This window comes from Negadavirga shengliensis, assembly GCF_042652345.1.
Lineage (GTDB): Bacteria > Bacteroidota > Bacteroidia > Cytophagales > Cyclobacteriaceae > Negadavirga > Negadavirga shengliensis.
Genome location: NZ_JBHSJJ010000006.1, coordinates 350,624 through 364,904, shown reverse-complemented (window position 1 = coordinate 364,904; position 14,281 = coordinate 350,624). Strand labels below are relative to the sequence as shown.

Sequence of the window (14,281 nt, the reverse complement as noted above, 5' to 3'; positions counted from 1 at the left end):
AAAAACAGAAAAACTTTTTTTGGACATCAGGAATAACAACCTATATTTACAAAGTGGTGCATTCCTGTTGCCATTTTTGGTGCATTCCTAATTACCGTTTTTGGTGCATATTCAGTTACCGACTACAACAGGGTTTTTAGACAGTCTGCCGTTGTGAGTAATGCTAAAATAACTACATACATATGACAATATTTCTAATTAGCTCATTAGTGGCTATCATAGTTTCTTTTCTCTGCTCATTGACTGAAGCAGCACTATTGAGTATGAATAGTGTAAAAATCGAAACGGACAAACAAAAAGGTCTTCAATATGCTATAGTTCTCGACAAACTAAAGAGCAATATAAACAGACCAATAGCCGCCATTTTGATTTTGAATACCGTTGCACATACAGGCGGAGCAACAATTGCAGGAAGTGCATTTGACGAAATTTATGGAGACGAATGGATTTGGGTATTTTCGGTTGTTTTTACAATTGTTATACTTTTCGGAACGGAAATCCTTCCTAAAGTCATCGGTGTTTCTAATTCTGATATATTATCAAAGTACATCGCCGGTCCTCTAAAAATTACTATTAAGGCACTTTATCCACTTATTTATCTGACAGACCTTTTCAATAGGTTGATTTTGAAGAAAAAAGACAAAACGGCAAAATATTCTTTAGAAGACATCCAAACAATTGCCAAAGTTGCTCAGGTAGAAAACATAATTGACAAAGACCAAGAAGAAATTATAGTCAAAACTTCCACTTTGAAAGGTAGAAAAATAGAGGAAATCATGCTTCCTATTTCCGAGGTGATTTATTTCCCTGAGACTATTGGAATTAGTGATTTTTTCGACTTTGCTGAAAAACATTTGCATACAAGATACCCAATTAGCAAAACGGATTCAACCCAAGAAATATTTGGTTATCTGAATTTTAAAGAAATTGCTTTGCAACGTGACAATTTAACTACTGATAGTTTACAAAAATTTATCAGACCAATTTTATTTGTAAAGAATAATCAGAGTATTATTCAAGTTCTAAAGAATTTAAATACAAAAAGGTATCATTTAGCTATTGTAGTAGATGAAAATGGAGAATTTAAAGGAATGGTTACATTAGAAGATATTGTTGAAGAAATTGTAGGTGAAATTACAGACGAATTTGACAATGAATGAAAAAGCACTAACTCACAATTGTAGCCCGACCTGAGCCAGATGGCTCAGGTTGGCGCTCACACCATCCCGGTCGTCCGGAACTTGCGACTTGCTAGGCGCGGGGCAGCCTGTCCCGAGAATCGGGATGACCCCCGCGCCTAAGGGATGCCTTCATTCGTTGGCACAAGCATTTCCACTGTTGGAACGGTCAACTTTTTGACCTATATTCACCATTCAAGGCACACACAGTGGCTAAGAGCAAGCGGGCAGTACGAGCGTAAATATGAAAATCAGATTCTTTAAAAAGAAAGGGGAAAGTTTGAAGAGACCTGCTCCGAATGCCCGCCGTCTCCAAGCTGAATCACGTTATGCTCAACGCTATTAAGTCAAAACGGAGAACGTCAAAACATTTTCTGTGAAATTACAAAACGGTAAGTATGGACAGCTTTTATGATTTTATTCAAAACAACCCATCTTCCATACGGCTCCAGGTCAATGAATTGCTGCTGGCTGAGTATCAATGTCCGCTAAGTGAAACCCGATACGATATTTGGTCCCATCAAAACTACTATATATATGTGATCAGCGGGCAGAAAAAATGGTTTACCCGCAACCGGGAAATCCTTGTACAAAAAGGAGACTGTCTGTTTATCCGAAAGGGTGCACATTCTGTTATTCAATATTTTGACAAAGATTTCTGTGCTGTGGTTTTGTTTGTAGCAGATGAATTTATAAGATCAGTATTGCTTGAAAACCGGATTGAACTAACGGATACTGAAGATTCCATTGATCGGGATTCACTTTTTCCCATAGAGCCGGACAAATTACTGGCTGCTTATTTTCAGTCTTTTCTATCCTACTTATCCGAAAAAGACAAACCGGGGGACAAACTTCTGGAACTAAAATTTAAAGAGCTTGTAATGGTTACCGCTTCCCAGAATTACAATAAAAACCTTACAGGATATTTTTGTAGATTGTGTAAAACAGGGAGCCCCTCACTTTTGGAATTGATGGAGGATAATTTTTATTACCCAATGACCCTCGAAGAATATGCAAGACTTGCCGGACGCAGCCTGTCCGCATTCAAAAGCGATTTTAAAGAAACATTTGGCACAACACCCGGTAGGTGGCTCAAAAAAAAGCGACTCAGCTATAGTCAATACCTCCTTAAACATACCGATAAGCCCGTTACCGAAATCGTCTTTGACAGTGGCTTCCAAAATACTTCTCATTTCAGCCGGGAGTTTAAAACTGAGCTTGGATGCACACCTTTAGCATACAGAAAAAAGACCTCTTGACAAAAATAACTTAATAGAACATTTTTTAAACTGCAGAGCAAGGCAGGGCCTTCCCATTGCTTTTAAATTTGCAAATACATTAACCAAAAGAAAATTACTATGTTTATTGCAATTCAACATGAGATCCATGATGCTGATAAATTCCAGCAATGTGCAAAGGAAGTGTTTCCGCTTCCGGAACATCTACACGTCCATCAGTTTTATCCGGCAACTGACATGAAAGAAGCGGTATGCCTGTATGAGGCTCCTTCTATTGGTCAACTTAGTGAATACCTTGATGGAAAACTGAGTGATGCAAGTACACAGCATTACTTTCCTGTCATGACTGAGCATGCGATGGGGCTTCCTGAAAGTGGGGCAAGATAATTACAGGTGAGTGGGCTCTTTATCCATTATGGTCATGCGGTAATTTCTATCACCCATTTTCGTAAAAAATGGAAAAGAAAAATTCAAAAGGTCGCAAAAATATAGAAATAGAGCGGAGGCAATTCGTGAAATCGTCTGCTGCCTTGGCCGCTCTGCCTTTTTGGGGAATAACGCCTTTTTTGGACGATACAAGAAAGGATGAATCGGAGTTTTTAAACAATCGGGATGAAGCTAAAACACCAAATAAAATGAATGCATCACATGCCCTTTCTGATTTATTGCAATTTCCATTTCTGAATGCCCTGTTCGGCAGGCGTGCCCGCAGATTTGGCCTGGGCATGGAAATCCCGTCCGGGCCGCTGGCGTACCGTTCCGAAAAGGAGCCGGTACCGCTTTCCGAAATAGAGCAAATGCTCTTGGTGGCCGCAGCTACAGGCGTTTCGGGATGGAATTTCGGGGTGCCATTTTCCCCGGCCGTACCCACCTCCCACGCGGAGTTTACCCTGCGCTTTACCGGTCGCACAGCCCCGACGGCTGCGGGATTGGGGACTCCTGCTTTGTTTTTTACGGATGACGATGGTTGCTATTGCACCCGCACCCGCGATGTCAAACCCACCGACATGCAGGAATTGAACAACGGCGAAGATGCCTTGAAACACATCGTGGCCGTATGCCGGGAACAAACCGCGCGAATAAAACCGGGCCGCCTGGATCTGCCCTCCGAACCACCCCATATTTTGCCGCCCAACCTTTGGTGGGCCAACAAACCGGGCTCCACACTGTTTATGCCTGTGGCCGATACGGCTGAGGAATGCCTGGGAATCGTGGCTTTGATGATAAGGCACGGGGCTATGGTGGTGGACGAGCAAACCGGAAATCCTGCCGGAAACCTCGAACCCTTTGTCCGATCCGGCCTGCTCGATTCACACAAGAGATTTCCAATTTCTGAGTTGTTGGCCATCGTAAGTGAAGGTGCCTGCCTGGCAGCGGGTTTCAAAGGGCACAATATGGTATTGATGCTTCAGGCGATGGGCTTGGGAGGCCTTTATTTTAGTGGTCTTGACGATATGAGCATTATGGGTGCCCGCATCAAGGACGGTATTGCGGGCCTTGGGTTTGAGTTTGTGGAAGACGAGCGCTGGGTTACCCCAAATCCGGTTGGCCTCAAAGGAGTGTATGAGTCGCTTTGCCCACCTTTTTATCCGGACATGCACGCTGCCGTAAAAGTTTTTGTACAAAGAAAATTCGGTGAAAACGGAGCCTATAAACCCAATCCATCCGGTCCCTGGCGCGACGGCCAAGAGGTGAAGAAAACGGTGGAGCCGTACAGCCAGGATTTTGTGGATTGCATGTCTGAGGTGGCCCAATATATCTACAACAAATTCGGGAAATTTCCAGGATTGCGCAGCACTATTATGATGCCCGGATTTGTCCAGGCCCACCACCTTGATATTGAATTTTATGATAAGTTCTTCAAATCCGGAGCCTACTTAGAATCACATTTGCACCATATGAAGGCATGGCATTCTGAAAAGCACCTTGGATAACCGGAATATTGGGGTTTGGATTTTTTCTTTACCTGGCCCGGAATAATTTTGAAAAACTTTATCTTCCAATATGGAAACAGGTGAATTCATTTCTGAAATAGTGGATTTCAAACCAGGGAGCAATGACTTCGAAACCATTTTGGGTGGCGAACATGATACTGTATGGGTTACTGAGCAACAGGTAGTTGAACCATTCGGTAAAGCTAGAAGGACTATAGGGGAACATATCCGAAACATTTGGAAAGAGGGAGGGTTGGCAAAGGAGTTAACTTGGCGGAATTTCCGCCAAGTTCCAACAGAAGATGAAAGAAAGGTATGCTTAAATTGAACCCTCCTTGTAAATCTGTCACGAAATCAACAGATGAATTGTCTTATCAAGAAAACAAAATGCAAGAAATCCATTCTAAGCTGTTGACGTATGCGTACAATATCGTGGGTTCTTACGAGGATGCAAAAGACGTAGTGCAAGATGTGACCTTGAAATACCTGACAATCGATAAAAAGAATATCAGGAACGAGGCTAATTTCCTTATAAAAAGCGTTGTAAACCAAGCTATCAATTTTAAAAACAAACACCGTAAAAAGGAAAATTTCGGGGAATGGCTTCCCGAACCTGTTTCGTTTGACAACGCCGAAACCCAGCTTGTAAAAGAACAGACCCTCAACTATACCCTGTTGGTTTTACTCGAAAACCTTGGGCCCAAAGAGCGGGCGGTTTTCATTTTGAAAGAGGGATTTTCATATTCACATAAAGAAATAGCCGAATTGCTTGACATCACCACAGAAAATTCCCGGCAAATCTTAAGAAGGTCTAGTAAGGAACTGAAAAAGCTGAACAGGGACCTTGACGGCTTTGCTTTGAACAACCACACCGAAACCATTCAAAAATACCAAACTGCTTTAAGTGAAATCAACATTCAAGCCCTGGAAAATCTATTGGTTGAAGACATCAGGCTGACTGCCGATAAAGGCCAAAAGATACAAGTAGTAAAAGCAGTAGAAACCGGTAAAAACGCTACAGCAACTTTGCTAACCTATGTTTGGCAGCGATTTCTTACGGGCAAAAAGCACAGCTTCCACACCTTCAATCACCGACCTGCAATATGCTTTTGGCAAGACGGCAGGGTTTATAACTGCCACATTTTTCAACTTGATCCCATAGGCAAGATCCAACAGATATTCTCTATAGTTGACCCCAAAAAACTAAAAAACATCTTCTAACTGTCACGGTTTCCAACGCCACTTTGTCTTCTCTACAAATCAGAAGAACAAAAAAAGAAGATGAAATCGAGCAGGGACTTCAGAGATCAAGGCCTGATAGACTGGCTTATCGAACAAGCCATGAAATATGCTAAAGAAAATGGTGCTGAATATGTGGGAGCCTATCCGGTAGAGCCGGATTCGCCAAGCTACCGGTTTATGGGATTTATAATGACTTTTGAAAAAGCGGGTTTCAGCTTTATAAAAAAGGCGGGAACCAGGAGACATGTAATGACATATAGACTGTAACCACAAAAAATATAGTAGGGGACAAATAACACAAAACTCAAGAATAATTATGGATTGGAAAGGATCTTACTTTTGTAGGAATGACAACCTTGAAAAGTTAAGTAGTACGTGAAAATTTTTTAACTTCGGTAAAATTTAGTAGCTCCCTTGCTTTCAGGAAGCATTTGAGCTGCCTTCATTCCATACCTTTAAATCGGTTTTTTCGATTATTTTCATCGAAAAATAGGGTTTTGTAAATATCGGTTTATTTTTGACATTTAGGATATGAGGAGCAAACTGAAAAGTCCATCATTTGAATCCAATTACTAAAAAGTCTATCATGAAATTTACATTCTTTGTATCGTTTTTACTTCTGGTCACGTGTTTTGCCACATTTGGTCAAGAAGAGCAGTCCCGTAAAGTTAAAAAGCACAGCTCCGCTGTTGTGGAAAAAGGATTAATCAAAGTGTCTGTCATGTACCCCTTTGAGGAGGGCAAAACCTTTGATATGGCGTATTATGAAACCAAGCACATGCCTATGGTGGTCGGATTTTTAGGGTCAAATTTGGTAAAATACACCATTGAAAAAGGCCTTGCCAGCGGTATTCCCAATACGCCATTGCCGTTTATGGCCATTGGCACTTTCTATGTAAAAAGCCTGAGCGATTACCAGGCAGCCATTGGGCCAAATAGAGACGCCATAAGGTCGGATTTTCCCAATTACACCAATATAAGCCCCGTCATCTTCGTCAGTGAGGTGGTCAGATGACAGTGAAAATCATCGTTGCTTTTATTTCTTAATTATGAAAATCTGTATTTTTAAGAAGCCTGGAGTAAGCTTGTCCCAATGCCCGCCGTCTCCAAGCTGAATCCTGTTGCACAAGCATAGAAAATGACGCTATATGAAATTAACGGAAGAACAAATACGGGAAATAGCCGAAAATCTTGACCTTGGAATGCGTTGTTTTTACCACCTCAAAACCGGTGAAATTGAAACAACCCCAAATTTCAACGAGGCTGACTGGTTTGGCCATGAGACGGAACCATGGCAAGAGACACTTGACAAATTAGATGAAAATTGGGGTGACTACTTCGAATTTGAAAAAATAACCTCGCGGGAGAGTTTCGCGATTATGGCTGATTTCGCCGAGACAGTTGATAATCAAAAATTGCAGGACAGACTGTTTAAAGCACTGAATAAATCCAAACCCCTCCGGAATTTCAAATGGGAGATTGATAATTCAGGTGAATACAGACAAATATGGTTCGATTTTAAAGACCATAGACTAATAGAATTTGTGAAAAACCAGATCGAACAGCATAACCGGGAATTTACGGATGAATAACAAAGAATTAGAAAAGAAAAACACCTCGATAATCAATTCATTGATCTGCGAAAAAGGCTATATTTGTTCTGTTGACGTCCTTTTGGGACTGGGATACTTAACCCAAAAAGATTATGAAGATTGGCGATTGGAGAGAGTACCGTTTTTAGAGAAAGTCTGCAAGGTAAACTGAAAAAACTCTCATTGACAAACAATATTAAAGAAGTACGTGCACCATTACTTTTTTTGAATATAAATAGCTATTTTTTAGCCTCTTAACAAATCCCTATTATCCTATGTCGTTAAATTTTATTCCAAAAGTATTTTTCCATGGATTGCTCGCGGCTGTTCCTATTATACTCATCCAGTGTACATCTTCTGCTCCTGAATGGGGACAAAAGAATCAGGCACTCATCGAACAATATCAGCTGACAAAACGTGAATTAAAAGGTGTTCCCAAGTCAGCCGTTCCTTCCAACCTGGAACCTGGCAAGGTCACTAATCTTGAGAGCATTAGAAACATAGAATTATATCCTGGAATCCATGGGGTTATTTTTTGGGGAGAATCAACGATGGGTACCTTCATGCATCTCGATCCAAATTCAAAAATTCCTGAAGAACCTGCAACCGCTGAAAAAATTGTGTTGGTCATGGAAGGAGAAATCACCGTTACTATCAATGGAGCTTCCATGCAGATGGTTGCATTGGATAGAGAGGCTCCGGATGGCATTCATAGCGGAACGCCCCGCAATGACTTGATGCTTATTGAAAAAGGCGCCAGCTATGCTCTGTCCGCAGGAACTAACGGCGCCAAAATTATGGAAGTAAACAGTTCCTTAAGATCCGATTACTTACAAAAGGCAGGAGTAAGCGATCCTCCTTCCGAATCAAGGGTGGAGACAGTGCAGTCGCCCAGCCTGGTTCCCAATACCGTATATGATTTATATGACATACAGCTTACTGAACTTGCGCCCGGAGCTTATTCCCGGCTGATTTCCGGCAAAGACATGCTCCTGGGCTTTATCTCCATGGAGCCAGATGCCAGATTTGGCCATCATATCCATCCTGAAGAACAGATCAGCATGGTGCTTCGGGGCTCCAACCAGGAAATCCTTATGGACGAAAAAAGGCAGATGGAAAAGGGTGATATGGTAAGGATTCCGAGAAATATGGTCCATGGCGCTGAAATCGGGGAATTTGGCGTGGATGTCCTGGATATTTTCTGGCCCTCCAGACCCGATTATATGGAAAAGCAGCGTGAAAAATTGCAGGCATATCATGCATTTATTCCTGAAGATTCCCAACTGGAGCTGGTAATAGATGGAAAAAAATCCGAACCTGAGCTGAATTTTACCGAAGGGCCAAAATGGATGAACGGCAAATTATATTTTTCAAATATGTATTTCGATCAGGATTTCAATGGTGATCCGAAGAAGAGTTCCACCATAGAAATGAGCCCTGATGGAAAATACAGGACGATCACGGAAGGAAAAATGCAGACCAATGGACTTTATCCCTATAATAACGGAAACCTGATTGTTTGTGACATGATGGGCCATCGGGTGGTGGAAATGACTACCTCAGGACACGTGGTGAGGGTTCTGGCGGATAAATATGACGGAAAACCCATTGATGGCCCCAACGATGTGGTAACAGACGCGAAAGGGGGATTTTATTTTACCGATCCACAGTTTACCATGGAAGCGGAAAAGTATCAACCCGGAAGGGCGGTCTACTACGTCTCTCCAAAAGGAGAGGTAAAAAGGATTACTGAACCCAATGAATTTGCCATGCCAAATGGTATTTTATTGTCTCCTGATGGAAAAACCCTTTATATCAATAACTGCTATGACAAGGAATCCTGGTATCCGGTTCAAAGTGACAAAGACAACTACATCTGGGCTTATGATGTTCAGGAAGACGGGACCATCAGCAACGGCCGGCAATTTGCCAAAGTGCTGTTGACAGCTGATGTGCTGGACAGAAAAGGCAGGTCGTCAGGCGCTGATGGCATGGCCATAGACAAGGAGGGCAATATTTATGTCGCCTCTTATTATGGCGTGCAGATTTTTGATAAAGAAGGCAGTTTTGTAGGGATGATCAACATGCCTTCTTTTCCGGTTAGCCTATGCTTCGGCGATGATGATATGAAAACCCTCTATATTGTCAGTTACAGCAAGGTTTTTAAAATCCGGACCAACAAAGAAGGCTTTGTGCAATACCTGTAATCTGTGGAAACACTTCCATTAGGATGAAATTAGTGTAGTATCACATATTAATGGCACCTCCCTTCGCTCACCCCTATCCTCCCCTAAAGGGGAAGACAGCGCGCAGGATTACCCCTTTAGAGCCTGTCCCGGTCCGCCGGCTGGCGGATCCGGGAGGATAGGGGTGCGCTGGGCATGTGCCAAAGTAGACGTGACACAACACTTCTACCTGACGTCTATTGAAATTACCAGGTCCTCTTGCTCATGATTTGATCCAGCTCCTGACGGGTCATGGTGCCCAGTTCAGGGTGCTCTTTTAGCCATTCCAGAAAGGCTGTTTTTATTTCATCCGTCCACTGGCTGTCGATTTCCCCTGTGCTGTACCTGTTGGTGCGCACCATTTCAAAACCGAATTGATCTTTACGGATCACAAATTCAGAAACGCTTACCACCTCCTCTGCTAAATGTGCAGGCACAAACAGTACACCTTCTATCGTGGCGATGACAAGGTCACCAGGCAGGACCATGGCATTCCCGATACGGATGGGGGTGTTCAACCCCATAAGCACCATCTCCTCCGTAAAAGAAGGGTGGAAATCCCTTACAAATGCATTGAACCCGGGGATGTTCCTTATTTCCTGCAGATCTCTTGCAGCGCCGTCGAAAACCACGCCATTGCCGGATTTGCTCAAGATAGAAGTCGCCAGTGTAGCACCCATGATCCCTCCCCCACTGATCTTCCCAAAAGCATCCGCTACATAAAGATCCCCTTGTGTAAGGATGTCGATAGGCCAGGCGTTGGTATTTCCTTTCCTGCCTTGACTGGCACCTCTTGATTTGATGTTCTTTTCTACATCAGGCCGGCTGGGCATATACATGGCAGTCACCGCACGGCCCGTCATAAGGGTATCATTTACGGTTTTCCACCCTCCTTCGTATTGATTCAGGTAACCTTCATTTTTTAAAACCGTCCAGGCGTCATCTATCATGATATGCTTTGCTCTTTCCAGGAGTTCATCGGGAATTCTAGGCCTCCCGTCAGGGAATCTTTCTCCCTCCCATTCAGAGGTGAGGAAGATCAGCTCTTCCCTGGAAATAGTTTGTCCTATAAGGGGCTTTTCTAATGCCATGTTGGCTAAAAAAATAAATAGGATGATAACTTTAACATTCATTTGTCCGGATATTAACTTGATGATGAAAACAGAAAATTTATTGGATTACATAACGAAATTATAAACCTGCAAGTATGCTTCATTTAATGTCTTGCCGGTCTTGAGACGGGTCACCTCTTGTCATTTTCCCCCATGACATCATAGCCCTTCCATTTAAATTTTTTGGCAAGGCTGGAAGCCGCCGGCCAGGCGATATCATGTTGTTTGCTTGCCACCCATTTTCTGCGGTTTTCTTCGGTATCAAATGAAATCATGATCTGATAATTATAATCTGTACCTTCCGCCTCGATCTCATTGGCTATATTTTCGGGGTAAAGACGCAACAGCTTGGAGCTTATATAACCTTCTTGAACAAGCATGGCAGGAACATAAATAGAGGTATACATTTCTTCAAAGGCCTTTGCATTGGCAGCTTCCACCACAAAATCCATTTGTAAGGCCATGGCTTTAGGATGGCCCTGTTGGCTTTCATCAGCGCGTTGCTGTTGTTTGTAAGGGGCAATGCCTATTACCAGTAATTCTACTTCTTCATTGCTAACATTGGTAAGCCTGACGGTTTCACCTAATGCCCCATAAAACGCATCATCTGCCTTGAATGCAGCTTCGTCATCGCCTATGGACACAGTCCCTTCTCCCCCGATAACATAATACACTTCTTCGAAGCCTTTCAGTTTACGGCTGATCGTTGATTGCCCCGGGGCGATTGTCACATGGTCCACGTGATGCCAGTCCGTACTGAAAACCTCTGGCCCAAGCACTCTTCGATATTGTACGCCTTCGCCTTCGTACGCAGGATTATCAGTTTTCAGTTTCTCCCGTTCCAATCTCCCGTATACAAAAGTAGGCACGGGATCCAATACGGCTCCCTCCCGGGAATCTCCCAGGTCAAAAGCGTCTGTCTTTGCTTTTTGACGGCTTACAGCAAAATTGAGCCAATTCAGGCTTTCATCAGCCGGATTATATATGGCATGGGATTCACCCATTTTGCAAGGCACTATGGCAGGTGCTTTAATCAGAGCTGTCCTTCCATTGATGGTAAATTCAGCCTCGCCATCCAGGATGAGGTACATTTCTTCAATAGAATGATGGAAATGGTGACCTATACCTGATTTTCCTTCGATTTTTCCGGCATGTAAATATAAAAAATTGGAAGTCATATCATTGCGGCCAATCAGTTGGGTAAATCCAATTTTGCCAGCCCCATCATGGACGGCTGATAATTCCCTGTAGGTGGCAGGGTCGTTAGGAATGACCCTTTCCTTGATTGACTGGGCTGAAACTTGGGCCGTGAGCAAAATCGCAAACAATAAATACAAGTTTTTCATGGTTTTAGGGGTTATGTTAATCGGTAAAAACCTAATATCCCTTGTGGTGAATATTTGTTTTTTCTGTTATTTAGCATTTTTAGTATCTCTGAAAAACATTTAATACTGAACTTAAGTACCAAGACAATTCCCGCTAATCGGGAAGTGCGTAGACGACATATCCCTTTGGCAATGCGCCCTCCTTTTTTGAGTGGTCATAGCTGTCACGTGCAAAATTGGAGGTAGCATTGATGACCAAATATTGTTTTCCGTTCAGCACATACATGCTTGGCTGTGCATTTACTTCATGGCTCAGTGTTTCCTCCCACAAAAGGTCCCCGTTTTCCTCGTCCAAGGCGTATAGTTTACCTCCCTTCGCTGTAACGAACACTACTCCGGTCGATGTAATGATCATTCCTTTTCGCAACACTCCCCCGGGAGCACCTTTGGATTGGTCTCCCTGTACATACAATGAATCCTGGCCAATGGGCCTCCGCCACTTGATGGTGCCATTGTTTAAGTCATAGGCCAGTATGGAAGACCATGGGGGAGCAGCCAGTCCTGGCCATTCGAGCCCATAATCCGTGGTAAATCTGGCTGATGGATGGTCAACACCTTCGGGATAATCGGACATGGGCGAACCTCTTTTTTCATCAGACTTGATTGAGGCACCTCCCGAGGCTACCACTGGCCCTTCCGGTGTTTTGGTGTCGATATTTCTTCTAAAGTTGAAGCTCATTGGATTTCCTCCAAAATACCTGTACAGTGCCCTCAGTGTTTCCTCATCCACATGGACAAATCCCGGCATTTGCCCACGACCATTCACTACTGTGCTTCTGAATTCATCGTAAAACATATGCTGGCCGACATTCAGAAGTGATGGTCCTACACCGCCCTCCATATCCACACCATGACAGGTTTGGCAAGTGGTGGCATATAATGCCTGTACCCTTTTTATTTCATTCACAGACAGGTCTATTTTTGGAGGTTCCACCTTATTCAGTTTGTAAATGGATGCATGTTCCTGCGTCATCACATACAGGATTCCCTTTTCCGGATCAGCTCCTGTATTCCCATAGTTGGAGCCACCCAAAGCACCCGGCATCATGATCGTCTCATATTGATCCGAAGGAGGTACGTATAATCCGGACCTCGCTGAGTCCAGCCTTCCGAGCCACACCTGTCTGACGCTATCAGGAAAATAGGGATTTAAGGTTTCTTCGGTAACCTCATGCCTGGTAAAGCTTGGCAGGGTGGATATCGGTTGCGTCGGCCAGGCCTCTTCACCCGGCATCTCACTTGGTGGAAATGGTTTTTCCTCAATAGGAAATAATGGCTCTCCGGTAACCCTGTCAAAGACAAACACGAACCCATGCTTGGTCGCTATGGCAACCGCATCGATCTGCTTTCCATTTCTATTCACTTGTAATAACTGAGGTGCAGGAGAAAGGTCATAGTCCCAAAGATCATGGTGCACTGTCTGATAATGCCAAAGCCTTTCGCCCGTTCTTGCATCCAATGCCACAAGTGAATTTCCAAACAGGTTGCTTCCAATCCTATCCGCTCCATAATAATCATAGGTCGGTGAACCAAGAGGCAAAAAAGCGATTCCCCGCTGCGTATCTACAGAAATTTCGCTCCACACATTCACACCCCCTACATATTTATAGGCATCTTTGGGCCAGGTATCATAGCCATATTCCCCCGGATGGGGAATGGTATGGAAGGTCCATTCTAGTTTTCCGGTTTCCAGATTGTAAGCGCGCACATGGCCTGGAGGTGAAAAGTAGGCTTCGCCGGGAGCCGATCCCATGATGATCAGGTCGTCATAAATGACCCCGGGCATCATGGACTGCATCCTGCGGATGGAAGTAGGGTCCCGGTCCAAACCTTCCCTGAGGTCCACATAGCCGTTATCACCGAATTCCAAAACGGATTTGCCCGTCACCGCATCAATAGCCTGAAGGGTGTTGTTGATGGTAAAGATCAACCGTTTTTTCTTTTTGTCTTTACTTTCCCAATAATTGATCCCCCTCCTGGTAATGCCGTTGAGATTGGAATGAATCCAGATTTCTTTACCGGTTACTGCATTTACCGCAATCAAAGAAGCGTTTTTACCCATCAGATACATAACGGTGTCCACAATGATTGGGCTGAAGAAGTAGGGGAGTTCATCTTCCGTAGGGTAGACCCAAGCTACTTCCAGTTGAGAAACATTCTGTTTGGTGATTTCCCCGGCATCAAAATATTTGGACTGTTCCGGAGATCCCCCATAGTGGGTCCATGTGGCGGGTACGGAGGTAGAAGAGTCACTTTGACAACTGATAAAAGCTGTTCCGAATAGTAGGGCAAAAGCAATCGGCAATACCTCGGAATATACGCTTTTTGGGTTACTCGACATTAATTTTAGGTTTATTGGGTTTGTTGATTAACCA

Annotated in this window: 14 protein-coding genes; 11 read left to right on the top strand and 3 right to left on the bottom strand. The window is 43.5% G+C overall.

From position 1 onward, the window contains the following. Window positions 1-182 precede the first annotated feature (182 nt). From ACFPFU_RS13105 to ACFPFU_RS13055, 11 genes are all read left to right on the top strand, one after another. Window positions 183-1,160 (top strand): CNNM domain-containing protein, encoded by a 978-nt coding sequence (locus tag ACFPFU_RS13105; RefSeq protein WP_377065193.1) that lies wholly within the window; start codon window positions 183-185, stop codon window positions 1,158-1,160. Between the two features lie 416 nt (window positions 1,161-1,576). Next, window positions 1,577-2,437, top strand: coding sequence for a helix-turn-helix domain-containing protein (locus ACFPFU_RS13100; RefSeq protein WP_377065191.1), 861 nt, complete (start codon window positions 1,577-1,579; stop codon window positions 2,435-2,437). 99 nt (window positions 2,438-2,536) lie between these two features. Next, window positions 2,537-2,803, top strand: coding sequence for a hypothetical protein (locus tag ACFPFU_RS13095; protein WP_377065189.1), 267 nt, complete (start codon window positions 2,537-2,539; stop codon window positions 2,801-2,803). Between the two features lie 68 nt (window positions 2,804-2,871). Further along, window positions 2,872-4,350, top strand: coding sequence for a hypothetical protein (locus ACFPFU_RS13090; RefSeq protein ID WP_377065187.1), 1,479 nt, complete (start codon window positions 2,872-2,874; stop codon window positions 4,348-4,350). 70 nt (window positions 4,351-4,420) lie between these two features. After that, window positions 4,421-4,678: a hypothetical protein gene (locus tag ACFPFU_RS13085; protein WP_377065185.1), complete on the top strand. Its 258-nt coding sequence runs from the start codon at window positions 4,421-4,423 to the stop codon at window positions 4,676-4,678. Window positions 4,679-4,737: 59 nt separating this feature from the next. After that, window positions 4,738-5,571: a sigma-70 family RNA polymerase sigma factor gene (locus ACFPFU_RS13080; RefSeq protein ID WP_377065183.1), complete on the top strand. Its 834-nt coding sequence runs from the start codon at window positions 4,738-4,740 to the stop codon at window positions 5,569-5,571. A gap of 60 nt (window positions 5,572-5,631) precedes the next feature. Next, entirely contained in the window at window positions 5,632-5,859 is a 228-nt protein-coding gene (locus ACFPFU_RS13075; protein ID WP_377065181.1) for a GNAT family protein, read from the top strand. A 319-nt stretch (window positions 5,860-6,178) separates the two neighbouring features. Then, on the top strand, window positions 6,179-6,607 hold the full coding sequence (locus ACFPFU_RS13070) for an EthD family reductase (RefSeq protein ID WP_377065179.1): 429 nt from the start codon (window positions 6,179-6,181) through the stop codon (window positions 6,605-6,607). Between the two features lie 133 nt (window positions 6,608-6,740). Then, the gene (locus tag ACFPFU_RS13065) at window positions 6,741-7,184 is read left to right on the top strand and encodes a UPF0158 family protein (protein WP_377065177.1); all 444 of its coding nucleotides are present in this window, start codon (window positions 6,741-6,743) and stop codon (window positions 7,182-7,184) included. Continuing rightward, window positions 7,177-7,356 (top strand): hypothetical protein, encoded by a 180-nt coding sequence (locus ACFPFU_RS13060; protein WP_377065175.1) that lies wholly within the window; start codon window positions 7,177-7,179, stop codon window positions 7,354-7,356. Before ACFPFU_RS13065 ends, ACFPFU_RS13060 begins: the two co-directional genes overlap by 8 nt. A 103-nt stretch (window positions 7,357-7,459) precedes the next feature. After that, complete coding sequence (locus ACFPFU_RS13055; RefSeq protein ID WP_377065173.1) at window positions 7,460-9,391, top strand: SMP-30/gluconolactonase/LRE family protein; 1,932 nt, start codon at window positions 7,460-7,462, stop codon at window positions 9,389-9,391. A 224-nt stretch (window positions 9,392-9,615) separates the two neighbouring features. Here ACFPFU_RS13055 and ACFPFU_RS13050 read toward each other — a convergent pair whose 3' ends face one another. From ACFPFU_RS13050 to ACFPFU_RS13040, 3 genes are all read right to left on the bottom strand, one after another. Further along, a complete protein-coding gene (locus ACFPFU_RS13050) occupies window positions 9,616-10,542 on the bottom strand; it encodes an RraA family protein (protein ID WP_377065171.1) in 927 nt (308 codons plus the stop codon). Window positions 10,543-10,652: 110 nt separating this feature from the next. Next, window positions 10,653-11,867 (bottom strand): cupin domain-containing protein, encoded by a 1,215-nt coding sequence (locus ACFPFU_RS13045; RefSeq protein WP_377065169.1) that lies wholly within the window; start codon window positions 11,865-11,867, stop codon window positions 10,653-10,655. A 133-nt stretch (window positions 11,868-12,000) separates the two neighbouring features. Beyond that, window positions 12,001-14,247: an outer membrane protein assembly factor BamB family protein gene (locus ACFPFU_RS13040; protein WP_377065167.1), complete on the bottom strand. Its 2,247-nt coding sequence runs from the start codon at window positions 14,245-14,247 to the stop codon at window positions 12,001-12,003. Window positions 14,248-14,281: the final 34 nt, after the last annotated feature.

Coding starts and splice junctions, on each gene's coding strand:
- ACFPFU_RS13105 (WP_377065193.1), top strand. CDS start 183: ATGACAATATTTCTAATTAGCTCATTAGTGGCTATCATAGTTTCTTTT.
- ACFPFU_RS13100 (WP_377065191.1), top strand. CDS start 1,577: ATGGACAGCTTTTATGATTTTATTCAAAACAACCCATCTTCCATACGG.
- ACFPFU_RS13095 (WP_377065189.1), top strand. CDS start 2,537: ATGTTTATTGCAATTCAACATGAGATCCATGATGCTGATAAATTCCAG.
- ACFPFU_RS13090 (WP_377065187.1), top strand. CDS start 2,872: ATGGAAAAGAAAAATTCAAAAGGTCGCAAAAATATAGAAATAGAGCGG.
- ACFPFU_RS13085 (WP_377065185.1), top strand. CDS start 4,421: ATGGAAACAGGTGAATTCATTTCTGAAATAGTGGATTTCAAACCAGGG.
- ACFPFU_RS13080 (WP_377065183.1), top strand. CDS start 4,738: ATGCAAGAAATCCATTCTAAGCTGTTGACGTATGCGTACAATATCGTG.
- ACFPFU_RS13075 (WP_377065181.1), top strand. CDS start 5,632: ATGAAATCGAGCAGGGACTTCAGAGATCAAGGCCTGATAGACTGGCTT.
- ACFPFU_RS13070 (WP_377065179.1), top strand. CDS start 6,179: ATGAAATTTACATTCTTTGTATCGTTTTTACTTCTGGTCACGTGTTTT.
- ACFPFU_RS13065 (WP_377065177.1), top strand. CDS start 6,741: ATGAAATTAACGGAAGAACAAATACGGGAAATAGCCGAAAATCTTGAC.
- ACFPFU_RS13060 (WP_377065175.1), top strand. CDS start 7,177: ATGAATAACAAAGAATTAGAAAAGAAAAACACCTCGATAATCAATTCA.
- ACFPFU_RS13055 (WP_377065173.1), top strand. CDS start 7,460: ATGTCGTTAAATTTTATTCCAAAAGTATTTTTCCATGGATTGCTCGCG.
- ACFPFU_RS13050 (WP_377065171.1), bottom strand. CDS start 10,542: ATGAATGTTAAAGTTATCATCCTATTTATTTTTTTAGCCAACATGGCA.
- ACFPFU_RS13045 (WP_377065169.1), bottom strand. CDS start 11,867: ATGAAAAACTTGTATTTATTGTTTGCGATTTTGCTCACGGCCCAAGTT.
- ACFPFU_RS13040 (WP_377065167.1), bottom strand. CDS start 14,247: ATGTCGAGTAACCCAAAAAGCGTATATTCCGAGGTATTGCCGATTGCT.